General features: G+C 41.0%; 17 protein-coding genes. 15 read left to right on the top strand and 2 right to left on the bottom strand.

The window, feature by feature from the left end; translation table 11 throughout:
• The first annotated feature begins 59 nt into the window (after positions 1-59).
• From LOZ86_RS01655 to coaD, 15 genes are all read left to right on the top strand, one after another.
• A complete protein-coding gene (locus tag LOZ86_RS01655) occupies positions 60-1313 on the top strand; it encodes an O-antigen ligase family protein (RefSeq protein WP_230242786.1) in 1254 nt (417 codons plus the stop codon).
• Between the two features lie 192 nt (positions 1314-1505).
• Complete coding sequence (rfaQ, locus tag LOZ86_RS01650; protein ID WP_230242785.1) at positions 1506-2579, top strand: lipopolysaccharide core heptosyltransferase RfaQ; 1074 nt, start codon at positions 1506-1508, stop codon at positions 2577-2579.
• Entirely contained in the window at positions 2576-3697 is a 1122-nt protein-coding gene (locus LOZ86_RS01645) for a glycosyltransferase family 4 protein (RefSeq protein WP_039483067.1), read from the top strand. Before rfaQ ends, LOZ86_RS01645 begins: the two co-directional genes overlap by 4 nt.
• A 9-nt stretch (positions 3698-3706) precedes the next feature.
• Positions 3707-4507 carry a lipopolysaccharide core heptose(I) kinase RfaP gene (gene rfaP, locus LOZ86_RS01640; protein WP_039483069.1) on the top strand — a complete coding sequence of 267 codons (801 nt, stop codon included), beginning with the start codon at positions 3707-3709 and terminating at the stop codon, positions 4505-4507.
• 21 nt (positions 4508-4528) lie between these two features.
• Positions 4529-5623 carry a lipopolysaccharide 1,6-galactosyltransferase gene (gene waaB / locus LOZ86_RS01635; protein WP_039483072.1) on the top strand — a complete coding sequence of 365 codons (1095 nt, stop codon included), beginning with the start codon at positions 4529-4531 and terminating at the stop codon, positions 5621-5623.
• Positions 5624-5641: 18 nt separating this feature from the next.
• Positions 5642-6664, top strand: a complete 1023-nt coding sequence (gene waaO / locus LOZ86_RS01630; protein WP_039483076.1) for a lipopolysaccharide 3-alpha-galactosyltransferase — start codon at positions 5642-5644, stop codon at positions 6662-6664.
• A 1-nt stretch (position 6665) separates the two neighbouring features.
• A complete protein-coding gene (locus LOZ86_RS01625; protein ID WP_039483079.1) occupies positions 6666-7667 on the top strand; it encodes a glycosyltransferase family 8 protein in 1002 nt (333 codons plus the stop codon).
• 11 nt (positions 7668-7678) lie between these two features.
• Entirely contained in the window at positions 7679-8662 is a 984-nt protein-coding gene (locus LOZ86_RS01620; RefSeq protein WP_039483082.1) for a WaaS/CpsH family glycosyltransferase, read from the top strand.
• Between the two features lie 39 nt (positions 8663-8701).
• Positions 8702-9475, top strand: coding sequence for a CatB-related O-acetyltransferase (locus tag LOZ86_RS01615; protein WP_039483085.1), 774 nt, complete (start codon positions 8702-8704; stop codon positions 9473-9475).
• A gap of 147 nt (positions 9476-9622) precedes the next feature.
• Positions 9623-10315, top strand: coding sequence for an inositol monophosphatase family protein (locus tag LOZ86_RS01610; RefSeq protein WP_052012042.1), 693 nt, complete (start codon positions 9623-9625; stop codon positions 10313-10315).
• Positions 10260-11774, top strand: coding sequence for an N-acetylneuraminate synthase family protein (locus LOZ86_RS01605; RefSeq protein ID WP_230242784.1), 1515 nt, complete (start codon positions 10260-10262; stop codon positions 11772-11774). The genes LOZ86_RS01610 and LOZ86_RS01605 overlap by 56 nt, the downstream gene beginning before the upstream one ends.
• Complete coding sequence (locus tag LOZ86_RS01600; protein ID WP_052012044.1) at positions 11743-12489, top strand: acylneuraminate cytidylyltransferase family protein; 747 nt, start codon at positions 11743-11745, stop codon at positions 12487-12489. Before LOZ86_RS01605 ends, LOZ86_RS01600 begins: the two co-directional genes overlap by 32 nt.
• Positions 12490-13061: 572 nt before the next feature.
• Positions 13062-14315 carry a hypothetical protein gene (locus LOZ86_RS01595; RefSeq protein WP_103160457.1) on the top strand — a complete coding sequence of 418 codons (1254 nt, stop codon included), beginning with the start codon at positions 13062-13064 and terminating at the stop codon, positions 14313-14315.
• A gap of 122 nt (positions 14316-14437) precedes the next feature.
• On the top strand, positions 14438-15715 hold the full coding sequence (gene waaA, locus LOZ86_RS01590) for a lipid IV(A) 3-deoxy-D-manno-octulosonic acid transferase (protein WP_039483094.1): 1278 nt from the start codon (positions 14438-14440) through the stop codon (positions 15713-15715).
• Between the two features lie 39 nt (positions 15716-15754).
• Positions 15755-16234, top strand: a complete 480-nt coding sequence (gene coaD, locus LOZ86_RS01585) for a pantetheine-phosphate adenylyltransferase (protein ID WP_039490165.1) — start codon at positions 15755-15757, stop codon at positions 16232-16234.
• Here coaD and LOZ86_RS01580 read toward each other — a convergent pair.
• Entirely contained in the window at positions 16231-17217 is a 987-nt protein-coding gene (locus LOZ86_RS01580) for a glycosyltransferase family 9 protein (protein ID WP_039490167.1), read from the bottom strand. The genes coaD and LOZ86_RS01580 overlap by 4 nt on opposite strands.
• A gap of 65 nt (positions 17218-17282) precedes the next feature.
• A complete protein-coding gene (gene mutM, locus LOZ86_RS01575; RefSeq protein WP_103160455.1) occupies positions 17283-18092 on the bottom strand; it encodes a bifunctional DNA-formamidopyrimidine glycosylase/DNA-(apurinic or apyrimidinic site) lyase in 810 nt (269 codons plus the stop codon).
• Positions 18093-18094 lie beyond the last annotated feature (2 nt).

The following is an 18094-nucleotide window of genomic DNA, read 5'->3' as shown; positions in this document are numbered from 1 at the left end:
ACGGGTATAGAATTACCTGCATCAGACGAGTGATATCGCTCCCGACTGTGAACAAATACATGCTCAATGAATTAAGGTACGAACTGGGAAAAACGCCCAGCATCAGTTCGGCTGTCGCGCTTAAAGCGGTTTTCCCCGGCTGTTTACTCACATTAGCCATTATGCCATTTAGTAGCATTATTGCCGGGTGGCTTTTTTATCTCACGGGCTCGCTATCTGTTTTTTATGTGGCGACACACTTAAGAACAATAATAGCGGCTAAGCGGCTGTTGCTGATCCCACTTTGCCTGCTGGCTATCGGCTTAACCAATCTCATTTGGTATCACCACTATTATCAACCCGATAGCCTGTTACATTATGTGTATAACGCCTACAGGACATCCGCCCATGCCGGTATTCTGGGGGCATTCATCCTGCTGACGGTCCTGCATATCTCGCAAAAAAATCGGCACCAGCCACTCTTCTACATCATCGCAATCTGTATTCTCGCGCTAAGCTACGCGTTCTATCAGTCATTATTCAGCGGAATGCACCGTATCGGATTGGTATTTGGTACCGCAACGAGCGCAGCCTATTTTCTTACCTTTATTGGTGCGTTAAGCGCACAAGCACTGCTAAAGCTCGATTCAACCTATAAGTATTATCTCTATCTGGGGCATTTCCTGTTAGTGACTGTCGCCATTCTGTTGACAGAAACTCGGGCAGCCATATTTGTTTATCCCCTTGTTGGCGCGACCATTTTACTGTCAGAAGTCAGACACAGTAAGCCGCTATTTATAAAAGCGCTAGTCGGCTCATCGGCCACGCTTCTCCTGTGTTTATTCCTTTTCCAGGAAACGATTCATCAGCGCCTCAACGATCTGATTACTGACGTACACAGCTATAGCATGAATAACAGCAGAACCTCGGTGGGTGCACGAATCGCGATGTATCACTCAGGTATCGAAGCAGGGGAAGAAGCCTTATTGGGACAATCTGCCGAACAGCGTGCAGAGCGAATCATTGCACAAGCAGAACAAAAGCCGAATTTAGCGGGTGCCGTTGAATTTTTGAATGTCCATCTGCATAACGAAGTGATTGATGCTTTCTCCCTTAAGGGGTTGCCGGGAGCAATATTGCTCGTGTTGCTCTATGCCTCCTTATTTTATTTTTCATTTTTTGTTCTACGCAGCCACCTCTCCGCCGCATTGCTTTTTGCCCTGCTGATGTATGGACTTAGCGATGTCATTCTCTATTCACGAGACATGCTTATCGCGTGGCTTATGGCGTTTTGCCTCGGCACCACGCTGACCGGAAAATGGCTAAAGAATTAGCCCTGTTATAATTAGCGTGTGGCAGTCGCATTTACCTCTGTGAGAGGGGAATGGGTTTTAGTACCATAGCGGGAAAATTAGCTATCCATGCTGTCGCGCCACATGGATAGGATCAGTCTTTTGGTAGCTGTTGAGCCAAAGGCGGTAGCGTGCCTGTAAAATAATAACCTTTGATTAGATGAAGGAAAACGAGTGAGTCAACGCATCATCTCTTATCACCGGATTCTCGTGGTGAAGCTCAGATATCATGGCGATATGCTGCTGACCACTCCGCTCATCAGTACGCTGAAAGCCAACTACCCTGATGCCAAAATCGACGTATTGCTGTACCAGGATACGATGCCGATTCTCTCTGCAAACCCAGAGATACATCAGCTCTATGTGCTCAAAAGAAAAACGGGCACGCTTTTGGAAAAGATCCGTAATTTCCAAGAAGTCAGGCGAGAGCTTAAGCACAACAATTACGATCTGATCGTCAATTTAGCTGACCAGTGGCCCATTGCCCTATTAGTAAAATCATTGGGGTGCCGCAGTATTGCTCTCGATCGGGGCGATACATTGAAAGGAAAAATGTGGCGCTCGCTTTTCAGCACCTGCGTTTCAGCAAGGGGCACGCATATTGTTGAGCAAAACCGCTCCGTGCTTTCTCCTCTCAACTTACAACCGACCGCGCAAAAAGATCGCATGTCGCTGTATTACAGAGAGGAAGATGCCGACCGTATGTTCAGCATCTCTCCACAGCTACGCGAGCAAGCTTATATTGTCATCCAGCCTACGGCGAGACAGTCTTTTAAATGCTGGGATAATGATAAATTTTCGACCGTCATTGACGACCTGAAAGTAAGAGGCCTCGAAGTGGTACTGACCTGCGGCCCGTCTCAGGACGATCTTCATGTTATTCAAGATATCCATGCTCTATGCAAACACAAACCGAATATAACCTTTGCAGGTAAAACGAGTTTTCTGGAACTCGCCGCATTAATCGATAGAGCCAAACTTTATCTCGGCGTCGACTCTGCGCCGATGCACATGGCCGCCGCGCTCAATACGCCGTTAGTCTGCTTATTTGGACCGACAGATCATAAAAAATGGCGACCCTGGTCTGACAACAGTATCGTTATTTGGGCTGGGGACTATCAACCGATGCCGGAAAGAAAAAATCTCGATAGGAACCAAAAATATCTTTCCTGCATCCCTGCACAAGAGGTCATTCAAGCGGTAAATAGCCTATTGGCAGATCGTTCGACAAACGAGGAAGTGCAATGAATATTGCCATCTGCCTGTATAAATATTTCCCTTTTGGCGGACTGCAACGTGACTTTTATAGTATTGCTCAAGCTTGCGTAAAGCTCGGACATCATGTCCGCATCTACGTTTTATCATGGCAAGGTGAACAGCCAGATAACCTTGAGATTGTTTTCGTTCCCGCATCGGGCATGAGCAATAACCGGCGTAATCAACGTTACAGTGAATGGGTTCAATGCCATCTCCAACAATATCCTGTCGATCGGATTGTTGGTTTTAATAAAATGCCAGGGCTGGATTTCTACTATGCCGCCGATGTTTGTTACGCAGAGAAAGTCGAGCAAGAGAAAGGGGCTATCTACCGCTTAATGCCACGCTACAGGCATTATGCCGCCTTTGAAAAGGCGGTCTTTAAACGCGATAGCCACACAAAAATGCTGATGTTAACGCAGCGACAAATCGCAGATTTCAAGAAGCACTACAACACACAAGATGAACGCTTTTTTATTTTGCCACCAGGCATCGCCCTCGACAGAAAATACGACCGTCAAGCATCTGACGTTCGACAAACCTTTCGCCGTGCACAAGGCATCAACGACAACGCTATCCTCCTGCTTCAGGTAGGATCTGATTTTAAACGTAAAGGCGTAGAGCGCAGTATTCAGGCTATCGCCAGTCTGCCTGACGGCTTACGCCAGAAAGTCGTTTTTTTCGTTGTCGGGCAAGATAAGCCTGAGCGCTATCTGTCATTAGCCAAGCAGTCTGGCATCGGGGATAACGTACGCTTCTTTTCAGGACGTGATGACATCCCTGATTTCATGGCCGCAGCAGACTTGCTTATGCACCCGGCTTATCAGGAAGCCGCGGGGATTGTACTGCTTGAAGCGATTGCCGCTGGATTACCGGTGATAGTCACTGACGTGTGTGGCTACGCCCCCTATATCGACAGGGCGCAGGCAGGGGTTGTTATCCCTTCACCTTATGCCCAAACATCGTTGAACACGGCCTTACATGATGCTCTGAATCAACCGGAAACATTACTGAACTGGGCTAACAACGCCCGCCATTTCGCCGATAGCGAAGATTTATACAGCCTGCCTGAAAAAGCAGCAATGCTGATTTCAGGCAGTGATAAGTGAATAAACAGCATGATTGAACTAAAAGAGCCGTTTGCATCGGAATGGAAAGATCGCGATCCCTTCGAAGAAGTTGAAAAATTGGATGGCGACGTTTTTCGTGCATTGGAAAGTCGCCGGACGCTGCGTTTTGTACTGAAAGAAAAATCCTACTTCATCAAAATACATCGTGGCACCGCGCTCAAAGAAGTGTTGAAGAATTTGCTATCACTCAGACTGCCCGTACTCGGTGCCGATCGTGAATGGCAAGCCATCCATCGTCTGGCAGATCTGGGCGTAGATACCATGAAGGGTATTGGATTCGGCCAACGTGGGTTAAACCCACTACGACGTCATTCCTTCATCATTACCGAAGATCTTAACCCTTCGATGAGCCTGGAAGACTATTGTGCAAACTGGCTGGCTAATCCGCCCTCTGTGAAAGAAAAACGTCGGCTTATCCGTCGCGTTGCAGAAATGGTACGCAACATGCACGCCGGCGGGATTAATCACCGTGACTGTTATATCTGCCATTTTTTACTGCATCTGCCTTATCAGCCCACAGACACGCAATTTAAAATTTCAGTTATTGATTTACATCGGGCACAACTTCGCCGCAGGGTTCCACTACGCTGGCGTAATAAAGATCTTATCGGCCTTTATTTTTCATCGACTGATATTGGGCTAACGAAAAATGATCTGCTGTGGTTTTTAAAGATCTACTTTGATCGACAAACATTGCGCAGCACATTGCAACACGAGCAGCCTCTATTTCAACATGCGCGCGTCAAAGCAGAAAAAATTCGCGTGCGAACGGAGCGCAAGGCATTGTAATGCCTTAGCCTGATAACACTTATGAACATACTCTTTGTTGGTGAAGCCACTTCTGGGTTCGGCGGTATAGAAACCGTGCTGAAAAAAGTAACTGGCTTTCTTGAAAATGACGTCGAGACAAAAAACGACTACACCCTATATTTTTTATGTCGCGACGACCGCATGGACAAAGCGTGGCTAGAAGGGAAAAAATTCGTTTGCCACCGTTCAAACATCAAGATTTCATTTCTACGTCGTCTGAGCCATTCCTGTGCGCTGGCACAGCATATTAAACAGAGCCAACCGGATGTCATTATTGCCTTTGATTCGCCTTCGTGCCGTATCGCTGCGCAAGCCATTCGTGCAAGCAAGCAAGCACTGCCGCTGATTTCCTGGATGCACTACTCGCTTGACCATAAAAAGCATTCCGAGCAGGTGCTAGCTGCCGATTACCACCTGGCAATCAGTTCCGGTATCAAACAACAGTTGGTCGAGCGGGGTGTTCCTGCCAATCGAGTGGCGGTCGTTTTCAATCCCGTGACACCACAAACGACAGTGATCCCCCGACCCGCAGAGACAGAAAAAGCGGTATTTATCTACGTCGGACGGCTTAAATTTGAAGGGCAAAAACGCCTCAAAGATATGCTGGATGCCTTTTCTGGGCTGAAAGGCGGTTGGGAATGCCATTTTGTTGGTGACGGCTCCGATGCTGAGATATGTCAGGAGTATGCCAAAAAATTGGGCATTGCCGCACACGTTCACTGGCATGGCTGGCAGGCAGCGCCGTGGGAATATGTACAAGAGAATATTAAAAATGTTTCCGCTTTCGTCATGAGTTCTGCCTTTGAAGGGCTACCCATGACGCTACTTGAAGCCATGTCTTACGGTATCTATTGTGTTAGCAGCGATTGCCCTTCAGGACCCAGCGACATCATCAAGAATGGCGTAAATGGGCAGCTTTATCCACCCGGTGAGACGACCGCACTGCGGAGCAGTTTGCAGGACGTGGTCGATCGGCAGCCTTTGCCGGATGCAGCGCAGATCGCAGCATCCATCTACCGTTTCTATGATGAAACCTATTACAAAGAAATGAAAGCAGTTATCAATGCCGCCATTCACCACCAAGTGATGGAATAATCACCTACTGGATTTCTTATGTATTTCAAAAAAGAAGATGTCATAACGGAAACACTCTGTTTCTCATATATTCCGGTGGACTCCGATAAAAATGCGTTGCATATTGCATTTGGCACCGATAAAAATTTTCTATTTGGCTGTGCGATTGCGATTACTTCAATACTGATTAAAAACCCAGAGCAGCAGCTAGCATTTCACATATTTACCGACACATTAAACGAAGATAGCAGAAAACGTTTTCAAGCACTCGCCGAGCAATACCACACCACCATTACCTTATATAACGTTAACTGTGAGTGGCTCAAACGTCTGCCTAGCACCAAGAACTGGTCATACGCTATTTATTTTCGCTTTCTCGTTACTGACTATTTTTATCAACAACTCGATAAGATTATCTACCTTGATTCAGACATTGTATGCAACGGTTCCCTGCAAGAACTCGCCACGCTTGATATCGGCGAAAATATTGTCGCTGCCGTCGCCGAAGGCGAAAGTCCGTGGTGGGGAAAATGTGCACAGCGTCTGGAAACACCAGGTATTAAAAATGGCTATTTTAACTCCGGTTTCCTACTCATTAATCTGGCTAACTGGCATAAACATGATGTTACAACCAAAACAATGACCATGTTATCAGATCCCCAAATCGCAAATAGGATCTCTTATCCGGATCAAGACATCCTGAATATGCTTTTACCGGGTTATATTCAGTTTCTGGATAAAAAATATAACACACAGTTTAGCCTTAATTATGAGTTGAAATGCAAAACGGGTGAAGCCTATCCACACCCCATAACGGACTCGACAGTTTTTATCCATTATATTGGGCCAACTAAACCTTGGCATGAGTGGGCCCAGTATCCTAGCTCACGTTATTTTTATAGTGCTAAGTCGTCTTCGCCATGGAAAGATGTCCCACTGGAAAAAGCCACGTCAGCTAATCAACTTCGTTACAGTGCAAAGCATGAAATGCATAAAATAAAGATACTAAAAAGCATAAAGCATTACATGCTATATTTTATAAAGAAAACAAACAGAGAATAACATGAAATTTGAAATCGAAAATATTATTTTAAAAAAAACATCCATTAACGAGAAAAATATTCACTCAGACTATTTTCTCGACGTTTCATATGGCGTAGATAGAAACTTTTTATTTGGCGCAGCCATTTCAATCACATCATTGATTATTAATAATAAAAAAATTAACTTCAGATTTCATATATTTACGGATTACATAAATGATGATTATATTGAAAGATCAAGGGAGTTAAGTAAAAAATTTAATACTATAATAGAAATCTACTTAATTGATTCGAGCTATCTTAAAGAGTTACCAAGTAAAAAATGGCCACTGGCAACATATTTTAGATTTATAATTTTCAAATTACTTAGCAGTACAATATCTAAACTTCTTTATCTCGATGCAGATATTATTTGCAAAGGTCCTATTAATGATCTTTTAAAAATAAACCTAGATAATAAATTTGCATGCGTCGTTCCAGACATTGAGCCAATGCAAGCTCTAGCGGCAGAGAGACTTGAAGTGGAGGAAATAAATGGATTATATTTCAATGCTGGATTTTTATATATAAATCTAGAAGAATGGGAAAAACATGGACTTACAGAAAAAGCGATATCGCTGTTATCTGACCCTATAAAAGGGAAAAATTTAAAATATCAAGATCAAGACGTATTGAATCTATTCTTCTTAAAAAGAACAATTATCTTACCACGTAAATTTAATTGTATTTACTCAATTAAAAGCGAACTAAAAGATAAAACACACCAGAAATATAAGGAAATAATCACAGAGGAAAGTATATTCATTCATTATGTAGGCGCCACTAAACCTTGGCATAGTTGGAGTACATATCCTTCAACATACTTTTTTCAAAAAGCACATATAGAGTCCACATGGGACAATGTGCCGTTACTTGAACCAATAACAGCATTACAATGGAAGAAAAAATCAAAACATGAATTTAAAAAATTCAAATTTTTAAAAGGGATATTGAGCAGAGCACATTATTATCTTTTTAGATAAAAGGAGAATATATGAAGGTATTTTTTATAGAATGGAATGCAAGCTATGAAAAGTTGATGATTACGAATTTAAAGAATGAATATGGTGTTATAGACATCAATAATGCTATGAAGCATTTCACAAAAAAAAACATAAAATTAAAAAAAATTGGCATTAACTCTTGGTTTGTTAATATTCATGTTTTTCTAAAGTTAAGAAAAATAAAAAAAGACGATCTTTTGATTTGCAATGGATACAGTATTTTAGGTTTTTTAGATTTAATAAAAAAAATAAAATGTAATAAAGCATTAGTTATTCGAGATACGATAATTCATCTTGAAAATGAAATGATATATAGAAAAAAATGGCTTATATCGGGAAATGGGTTCATAAATGAGGTCAAAGACCATTTTGATAAAATTTATAGTTTTGATCCAAGTGACTGTCAAAAATATAACTTAATATATTTGAATCAGTTTTTACCATTTACATACCCCAATGTAATAAATATGAAGCTCAACTCTTCATTATTGATTGAGAAAAAAGATAGAAACTGTTTCTTTGTCGGCGAGTACAGAAAAGATAGAGAAGAATATTTAAAATCCATAGATTCATTATTGAAAAAAAATGAATACATCTCAGATTTTTATCTTATTGATAGAAAAAATGAAGGGGGTAATTATTTCAATGGGAAACAGCTAAACTATGAAGAAAATATAGAAAAGGTTATTTCTTCAGAAATAGTAGTAGAGATCAATCACAAAGGGCAAGATGGATTGACATTAAGAACTATTGAAGCCCTTACATTTAATAAAAAAATAATAACAAACAATATTAAAGTAATGGACTATGATTTTTACACACCAAATAGATTTTTTATATTAGACTATGATACCGAAGATAATTTCCATACTTTTCTTTCTTGCAAAATAGAAGAGGAAAAAATTGAGATAATAAAAAAACACACAGCAGAACATATGCTTCAGCATATTAAAAAGGATTTCGATTTATTTTAACATCCTATTAATAACACTCAAATGCATTGAGATAAAAAAATGAGTTATCCATTTACATTTAGATGGACAAAAAAACACGAAAACTTTTGTATATCTAAAAATATATTCCTTGACTCTATATTTAGAATAAAAAACGTTTACAAGAAAAGAAATCTCCTATTGCTAAGACCTGGTAAAAAAATAACATTAACTTGTGATATCTTCGCTGAACCATACGCAACTATGCCACATAAAAGTTTTTGCTCAATAGGTGCTTATTCATATAGCAGCAGTGCTTTTCCGAATGAAATGTCGATTGGTAGATTTTGTAGCATTGCGTCAAAAGTGACTATCATGGGAACCATGCATCCAACCGACAGATTTACAACAAGCCCATTAACATACAATAAAGAGTTTTCAAAAATACTGAAATTAGAAAATGAAAATAATATACATGAATTTAATGAAAACCTACCACTTCCAACTATCGGACATGATGTTTGGATTGGAGAGAATGTCGTTCTAAAAGGAGGAATTATAATTGGACACGGAGCTATCGTCGGCGCGAATGCGGTTGTTACAAAAGATGTACCACCTTATGCTGTAGTTATCGGAGTACCCGCTAAAGTTATTAGGTTTAGATTTAACAATGACATAATAGAAAAATTATTATCTTTAGCATGGTGGGAATACCAGTATACCGACATTCCATTTAGGCATCTTCATAATATTAAAGATTTTATTTTTTCACTAGAAAATAAAATAGAAAACAAAGAAATACATAAAAAAACCCATACTAAAATAAACTTATCCGAAGAATTTATGAATTTATGAATTTATGAATTTATTTTCAAAAAAAATAAATTATTTTTTTGAAAAAATCGGCAACAAATTGGTTCCTCTATCGTCGGCACCTGCAGACTACAGGCTTTCCTAATATTCCCCTAACACTTATCATAAGAAATTTAATAAGGATATAATGTGGAAATTGAAATAAGAAATTTATTAGATGAATGTGCCTATATCGTAAAAAATAACTTATCTGAAATTAAAAAATTACGTTATAAAATAAAATATAAAGAAGATAATAGTCCGGTAACAGAAGCAGATCGATTTATTGAAAATTACATTTCTGAATGGCTGAAAAATAAGTTACCAAACCTCACATTTGTAGGTGAAGAAAGTTTTGATTTCAGGACTCAAAAATATGATGGCTACGTTGCACTACTCGATCCTATTGATGGTACAGAGAATTTTTGTTCCGGCCTAAAAGAATGGGGAACATCGCTAGGAATATGGAGGGATGGCCAACACCTTGGTAGTATGCTGATGATGCCAGAATTAAACGAAAGACTTGTTACAGGGGATAAAATCCCTTATTTAAATTCACGAATTACTGGGTTTTCTTCATCATTTCATGAAGACATACCAAAAGGTATGTGCCTAGCAGAAGAATACAGAGTGACAGGCTGCGCGGTTTATAATTTATACAACGTAGCAAGGGGCGCATTTAAGCGCTTTATTAATCCTAAAGGTGCTTACGCTTGGGATTTATTACCTGGATTAATGATTGCACTTGAACATAACTGTGAGATTAAAGTAAACGATGAGCCATTCCATGGACAATTTCTTGAGCCAACTAAAAAATATCGCGTCGACATACAGCACCAATAATATTTTCATTTTGGGTAAAGGCCCTTCTGCAGATCTCGTCCGCCCAGAAATTTATGCAGGATCATTAGTTATTGGCATAAATGATTCTGAACGTATTGCGCCAACTGATATTACTATTTTCCATGAGAACTGGGTGGCTGCAGGACTACAAGAAGGTGAATTCCGTTCCCAACTGTACATCACCTCGATGAGTGATTTCTCCCCGAAAAACCGGACGATTGTACACGCACCATATATTCCATTGACGCAGGAGTCCTCAGAGTTAATTATGCAGCGTCTAATGAGCCATGAACTGTATATCGAAGATATGCTGTTTATGACCGCGCTAAAAGTAGCTCGTAATGTAGCAGATATTCGAGGAAAACCTCAAAATGTTTACATGATCGGATTTGATTTTGACCCTAATGCTGGATACAGTAAACAACTTGGCCATGATTATTCGCCATATCGCGAAGAAGAAAAAACCATTAAAATATCATTACAAGAATTTTATTTTATTAATGCATTATATTTTCTACGCGACACCAATATTTCCGTCAACCATGTTGGAAAACGCGGATTTAGCTCACTGACACCAGATGAAATGAACCAAACGGTAGAACGCAAGGTTCAAGGAAAAAATAAGTATGATGTATCTATTGTTGCTGAACTAACAACTAATCATTTCGGTGATCGCCTTCGCTTGGAGAGAATGATAAGAGCGAGCAAAGCGGCCGGAGCTGACTTTATTAAATTACAAAAAAGGGATGTTAATAGTTTTTATACTAAAGAGCAGTTGAAATCGCAGTACATTTCACCATTTGGTAAAACATTCTCTGATTATCGACACCACTTAGAACTGAGTAAAGATGATTTTGAATTCGTTAATAATTTGTGTAAAGATCTCAATATAAACTGGTTTGCTTCTGTTTTAGATAAAGCATCGTTTCAGTTCATGATGGATATTGGCTTATCAATGGTAAAATTACCATCGACAATTTCAGAGCATACTGATTACCTCACTTATGTTGCCAATAATTATAGAGGTTCGGTCGTTTTATCAACGGGAATGACTGACAGTAAATATGAGAAATTTATAACAGAAAAATTTATTCATTGCGAAAATTTATATCTATTGCAATGTAACTCTGCTTATCCAACCCCACTTGAAGATTGTAATATCGCAGTTGTGAGACATTATCATGAACTTTCCAAAGCAGATCCTCGCATCATTCCAGGTTACTCAAGCCATGACTTCGGATGGAAAGCGTCTGCTTTAGCGGTTGCAGCTGGGGCAAAGATGGTAGAAAAACATGTTAAGCTCGGGAATACGGAATGGGCGCACTTTGATGCAGTAGCTATTGATTTAACCACTTCAGCATTCAAAGAATATGTTGATCAAATTCGGGATGCAGAAACAATATTAGGTTCTAGTGAGAAAAAGGTGAATGAAAGTGAACATCATAAATATAGAAAATAATAATTTATGGGCCGTAGTACCTGCCAGATGTGGCTCTAAAGGATTTCCTGGGAAGAATATATATCCATTAGATAACACTCCCCTTCTTGCACATTCAATTATGTTTGCGAAGTCATTACCATTTGTAAATAAAGTCATTCTTTCTACTGACAGTAATGAATACTCTGTTATAGGAAAACGATATGGCGCTGAGATTCCTTTTCTTAGGAGCTCTAATGCAGCAAAAGATGACTCAATGGAGGAGGATGTTCTTTTAGATATTTTAAACCAATGTATCGTAAATGGAATTACGCCTCCCGACCATATTCTTTGGCTACGCCCAACACATCCTTTTAGAGATAAAAAAACATTCTTAGACGCATATAAAAAATATCGCACTGAAGAATTTAGCTCTATTTGCATTGTTACAAGAGAAGACCCTAGAATATTTAAAGAAAACAATCATATATTGACACCATTAATAAAAGAGTTTGAAGACCGTTCTATGGTTAGACGACAGGATTGTGAACCGTCATTTAGGATATTCTCAGGTGAATTATTTAAGTTCCCAGGACAATATGAAAAGAAATTTTTAGGGGAAAAAATTGGTTATGTTGTTTCCCCAGACGTTTGCAAATTTGATATAGATTATAAAGAAGATATAGATTATATAAATTATTTGCTGTCTACAGAACATGGAAGAAAAATATATGGCCCATACCTTAACAAGTATTAACACAGCGCCCTTGTTATCCCTCCTAAAAATGAACCCAGAGGGCGACAAAATGACAAATGAAACGTATTTCCTCAGAACGTAAGTTTCGCGCGTGGATAAACTGCCCGTGCCAGTTGGGCTGGTGGTCTACTGCGATATTGAGCACCTAGCAAAATACTGGCAAATAAAGGGATTTATCTGGCGAGTGAATCGACCTTTTATCAAGTGCTGTGTCGCCATGGATAGTTCACCACAGCAGCCATCACATCAAGCAGAGTCGGGTAAAACCATTAACCACGCTCAGGGCATCCGACTCCTGTCAGGTATGGGCGTGAGACATCACCTTGGTGCGAGGCAGTTGCAGCGGCATACAAGCGTTGTTAGTGCACCGAGGTTTATCAAGTAGCGGGAGCAGCCAACCCAAATATTGTTCACAGCAGGCGCAAAACTGGCAATGGCAGAAAAGCGTGACGTTAAATCCAAAGCGGGAAAAACAAGCAGCGCAAATTAACTTAAGGCAACAACTGCATTGACACTTACCGACATAATCTTCTTGCCATGTAAAATATAACTAAAAAAGTGATAATGGAATAATGTATAAAAAATACCTAAAAAATAGAAAGGAAATGTCTCTTATTTATAATGGATATGATTTGTCCAACATAATGTCTTTTGATATAGCATGCCTATCTTATGGACAGAAGAAATCATTCCGCAAACATTTAACCAACATCTTTTTTGCGCAAAAAATATCCATCCCATTATTTAATGATGATATTTTATTTAGCATGGGACCATATGGAAAAAGAGTGGACTATAATGAAATAATACATCACGCAATGTCTGAAGTTGATATTAAAAACATATTCAAGGTGGAGGAGAAACCAAAACTTGAATTTTTATTTTCTCTTAAAGGATTTAAATTTACGATATTGGAATTTTTTAAAAGAAAGATAGACCTACCAATTAAAAGCAAATTGATATTATTCCTAACCATGTTGCACTATATAAACACTATAGAATTATTACAAAAGGAATCAATATCATGGAAATACAAAAAATATTGTAGCTTTTGTAGCTCATTGCCTTTAGAAGCTATTATTGATAATTATTTCAGATTACATAATGTCACAACATACACCCTGCAACATGCTATTTACTCATTTCCTAACACACCTCAAATAGACATTGTCACTCTCGACAACATGCCTTCTGATTATATATTATGTTGGGGGGAATACACAAAGGATGAGTTTTTAAGGTACGGTAACATCCCCCCAGCGAAGATAAAAATTAGTGGGTATCCACACCCAATAAAAAATCTCTCCCCATACGAAATAAAAGGTAGATGTAGAATTTTATTCTTATGTTCTAGAAAAATTTATAGCGATGAAAACATTAAAATAATTAGAATTATATCTTCTTGCCTTAACGAAATAGATATTGACGTCACAATAAAACCACACCCTGGGTTAGATATAGAAGAATATAGAAAAATATCAGATTCATTCGGGTTAAAATTTTATGAGTCTAGTTCTGTGAGTGATGCTCTAAATTCAAAAAAATTTGATATTGTCATTACTTATAATTCGACTGCATATTATGATGCTTACATGAATAATATAATTGCATTAAAATACAAAAATGATAGAAATGAAATGAATTTCAACATTATGGAAAATGACAGTTTCTCCTCCAAAGCTGAGTTATTAGCTCAATTAAAAATAATAATAGAAGAATCTAACAATGAAAACACGTGGATTAATATAAAAAATAAATTACATTATGCCACTGGGTATGGAATAAATAATTATTCTGATTCCCTTGCGTCTTCAGCACCCTCATAAAAATCACATAGAAATATATTAAATCTTTGAGTATATGAAGAGATATCACTCTGATAACTCATAGCAATCGCATCACGAACCCTATAAAATCACTCCAGCGATAACTGATAACAGTAAACCTTATGCTACAAACTCTCTACACCATCATCCTGTACCTCATCCAACCGTTGATTTGGCTTCGCCTGTGGCTTCGTGGCCGTAAGGCTCCAGCCTATCGTCGACGCTGGGGTGAACGCTACGGTTTTTGTGCAGAGAAGGTCAAGCCAGACGGCATCATGCTGCATTCGGTGTCGGTGGGTGAAACACTGGCCGCTATTCCCTTAGTGAGAGCACTACGCCATCGTTACCCCAATCTGCCGATCACGGTAACAACCATGACGCCAACCGGCTCCGAGCGCGTGCGTTCAGCATTTGGCGACACGGTCTATCACGTTTACCTGCCTTATGATTTGCCCTGTGCTCTGAAGCGCTTTTTTGACCAAGTTCGTCCAAAAATCGTCATCATTATGGAAACCGAGCTGTGGCCAAATCTAATCGCGGAACTGCATAAACGCGAAATTCCGCTGGTCATTGCGAATGCCCGGCTGTCAGAACGCTCCGCAGCGGGTTACAAAAAGATCGGGAAGCTAATGCGCCATATCTTGCGGCGAATTACCCTCGTTGCCGCACAGAATCAGGAAGACGGAGACAGATTTATCGATCTTGGCCTGAAGCGCTCAAACCTGAAAGTAACCGGCAGCCTCAAATTTGATATCTCCGTGACGCCGGAACTGGCGGCTAGAGCCATTACATTACGTCGACAATGGGCACCACGTCGCCCAGTATGGATCGCCACCAGTACGCACGAGGGCGAAGAAGCGGTCGTTCTGGCCGCTCATCGACAGCTGCTCGACACCTACCCTGACTTATTACTGATTCTGGTGCCTCGCCACCCAGAACGTTTCTCCACCACGCAAATGCTGGCAGAAAATCTGGGGTTCACCTACACGCTACGCAGCAGCGGTGAACAGCCTCCTGCAAACACGCAGGTCGTCATTGGGGACACTATGGGCGAACTGATGCTGCTGTACGGCATCGCCGATCTGGCTTTTGTTGGTGGAAGCTTGGTTGAACGAGGCGGACATAATCCGCTAGAAGCGGCAGCGCATGCTATTCCGGTATTGATGGGGCCACACACGTTCAATTTCAAAGACATCTGCAACAAACTCGATCAGGCAGACGGGCTGATTACTGTGACCGATGCAGACTCACTTGGAAAAGAAGTCGGGAAACTGCTCGCTGACGAAGATTATCGTCTTTACTATGGTCGACACGCCGTGGAAGTATTACACCAAAATCAGGGCGCACTACAGATGCTGCTAACGCTACTGGAACCTTATTTGCCCCAGCGGACACAGTAAAGCAGTGGCTACCTATACAGTGAATGAAGGGCTGACGTGATGACAACCAAAGCAATTTATCCTGGAACGTTCGACCCATTAACCAACGGTCATTTGGATCTGCTGACGCGCGCATCACGCATGTTCGACCAGGTGGTGCTGGCCATCGCTGCCAGCCCGAGCAAGCATACGCTTTTCACTCTGGATGAGCGCGTGGCGCTGGCAAAAGGTGCAACACAGCATTTACCGAACGTTGAAGTGGTTGGTTTTAGCGATCTCATGGTGCACTTCGCACAGCAGCAAAACGCCAATATTCTTGTGCGGGGTTTGCGAGCCGTTGCCGATTTCGAATATGAACTCCAGCTCGCAAAAATGAATCACCACCTGATGCCGACACTCGAAAGCGTGTTCCTGATGCCGTCGGAAGAATGGTCGTTTATTTCATCTTCTTTGGTTAAGGAAGTGGCCCGTCACGGCGGTGACGTATCGCATTTCTTACCCGATGCTATCGTTAGTGCCTTAATGGAAAAGCTTCACTAATCATACGTTTGCGGAATAAGAGAAATAACCGCGTCTTTAACATCCACCACGCTGATGCTGTCGATGCATTTACCTGAATGCAACAGAACATGGTTTACGCCAATCGGATACCAACGCAAGTATTTCTCTGGTCTTGCTTCGAATAGACCGACAACCGGTATCTGCAACGCCGCACCAAGGTGAACAGGTGCACTATCAGCCGAAACAACCAGATCTAATCGGCTCATCGCTGCGATAAGATCAGGCACTGTTTCAGTATCGATACACTGAACCGTAATGCCATTAAGCGCATCTTGTTCCGGCTTCTCGCCAGGATTAGAGAAAATAATAATATTGAAATCATCGCCAAGTAACTTAGCGAGCGAATACCAATTTCCCCACGGCCAACGGCGCTCATGTGCTTTATTTGATATAAAAAATCCGATATTCGCTTTACCGTTATTTTCTAACGTTTCTGACCATTTATTTTTTAATCCCAGAGAAGGATAAACATAAAGACGTAAATCATCTGTGCTCGTCACACCAAGCTCTGGCACTAAGTCATACCCAGCTAATACTTCATGTTTTATTGGCCGATTAGCAACATGTTCGATCTTGCGATCGTCAAACTCTGTCTCAGCCGTGTGCCAACGTTTATCAGGAATATCCATCCATCTGGCGAACTGAATTGCATTCTTATTCATCCCACCATTAGGAATAATCAGCAAATCAAAATTCAAACGTTTTAAATGCATAATCAAAAGAAACTTATCGATTAATGAGCTGATTAAACCACTACGATTATTTCTCTCTCGGCTTTTGCTGTAAACGTAACGATGCACTTCTTTTACGTCTGGGTTATCTTCAAGCGCGTATGAATTATACTTATTCGCCAATACATGAATGTCGGCAGTTGGCCATTTTCTTTTCAAAGAATGAATCAACGCTGTGGTACATACCATATCCCCCAGAAAATCGATTCTTATCAACAAAATGCGCCGCATGCTTTTTTCCCTTAAAAAGAATTTTCGTCATTGTTATTTGTCTGAGATTTTATCTGTAACGCCGATTACTTCTGACAGCGGCGACAGAAAAACGTGCTGCGCTGCCCGTGTTTTGCGGTTTCTATCAGCGTTCCGCATGTCCGACAAGGTTCACCGTTGCGGCCATAGACTCGCAGCTCCTGCGCGAAATAACCGGGTTTGCCATCTGATTGCAAAAAGTCACGCAGCGTCGTGCCCCCCTGCTCAATCGAAAGCTGTAGCACCTGTTTAATCACGCTCACCAATATGGCTGCCTCGTTTTCATTTAACGATCCAGCCGTTCTGTCAGGATGGATACCCGCAGCAAACAGCGATTCGCTCGCGTAAATATTACCTACGCCGACGACGACTTTGTTATCCATAATCCACTGTTTGATTGCTGTCTTTTTACCGCGTGAAGCATGATAAAGATAATCTGCTGAGAATTCCGCCTCTAACGGTTCTGGCCCGAGATGCGCCAATACCGAGCAGGTTTCAGGGTTATCCGTCCACAGCCAGGCACCAAAACGCCGAGGATCGGTATAACGCAGCACCTTACCGCTATCCATCACCAAATCAACATGATCGTGTTTCTCCGGTTCGCTATATTCCGGCAACACCCGCAGGCTGCCAGACATGCCGAGATGCACAATAATCCAGCCGCGAGTCAACTCAATCAGCAGATATTTTGCCCGCCGACGCACGCTGAGAACGGGTTCATCGCTCAGCGAGAGAACCTCAGCGGATACCGGCCAGCGCAGGCGCGTGTTCCTCACTTCCGCATAAAGGATGGTGTGACCAACGAGATAAGGGGAAATACCCCGACGACTGGTTTCAACCTCAGGTAATTCAGGCATAT

It is taken from the genome of Pectobacterium parvum, from assembly GCF_020971565.1.
GTDB lineage: Bacteria > Pseudomonadota > Gammaproteobacteria > Enterobacterales > Enterobacteriaceae > Pectobacterium > Pectobacterium polare.
This window is presented reverse-complemented; position numbering and strand designations above follow the sequence as displayed.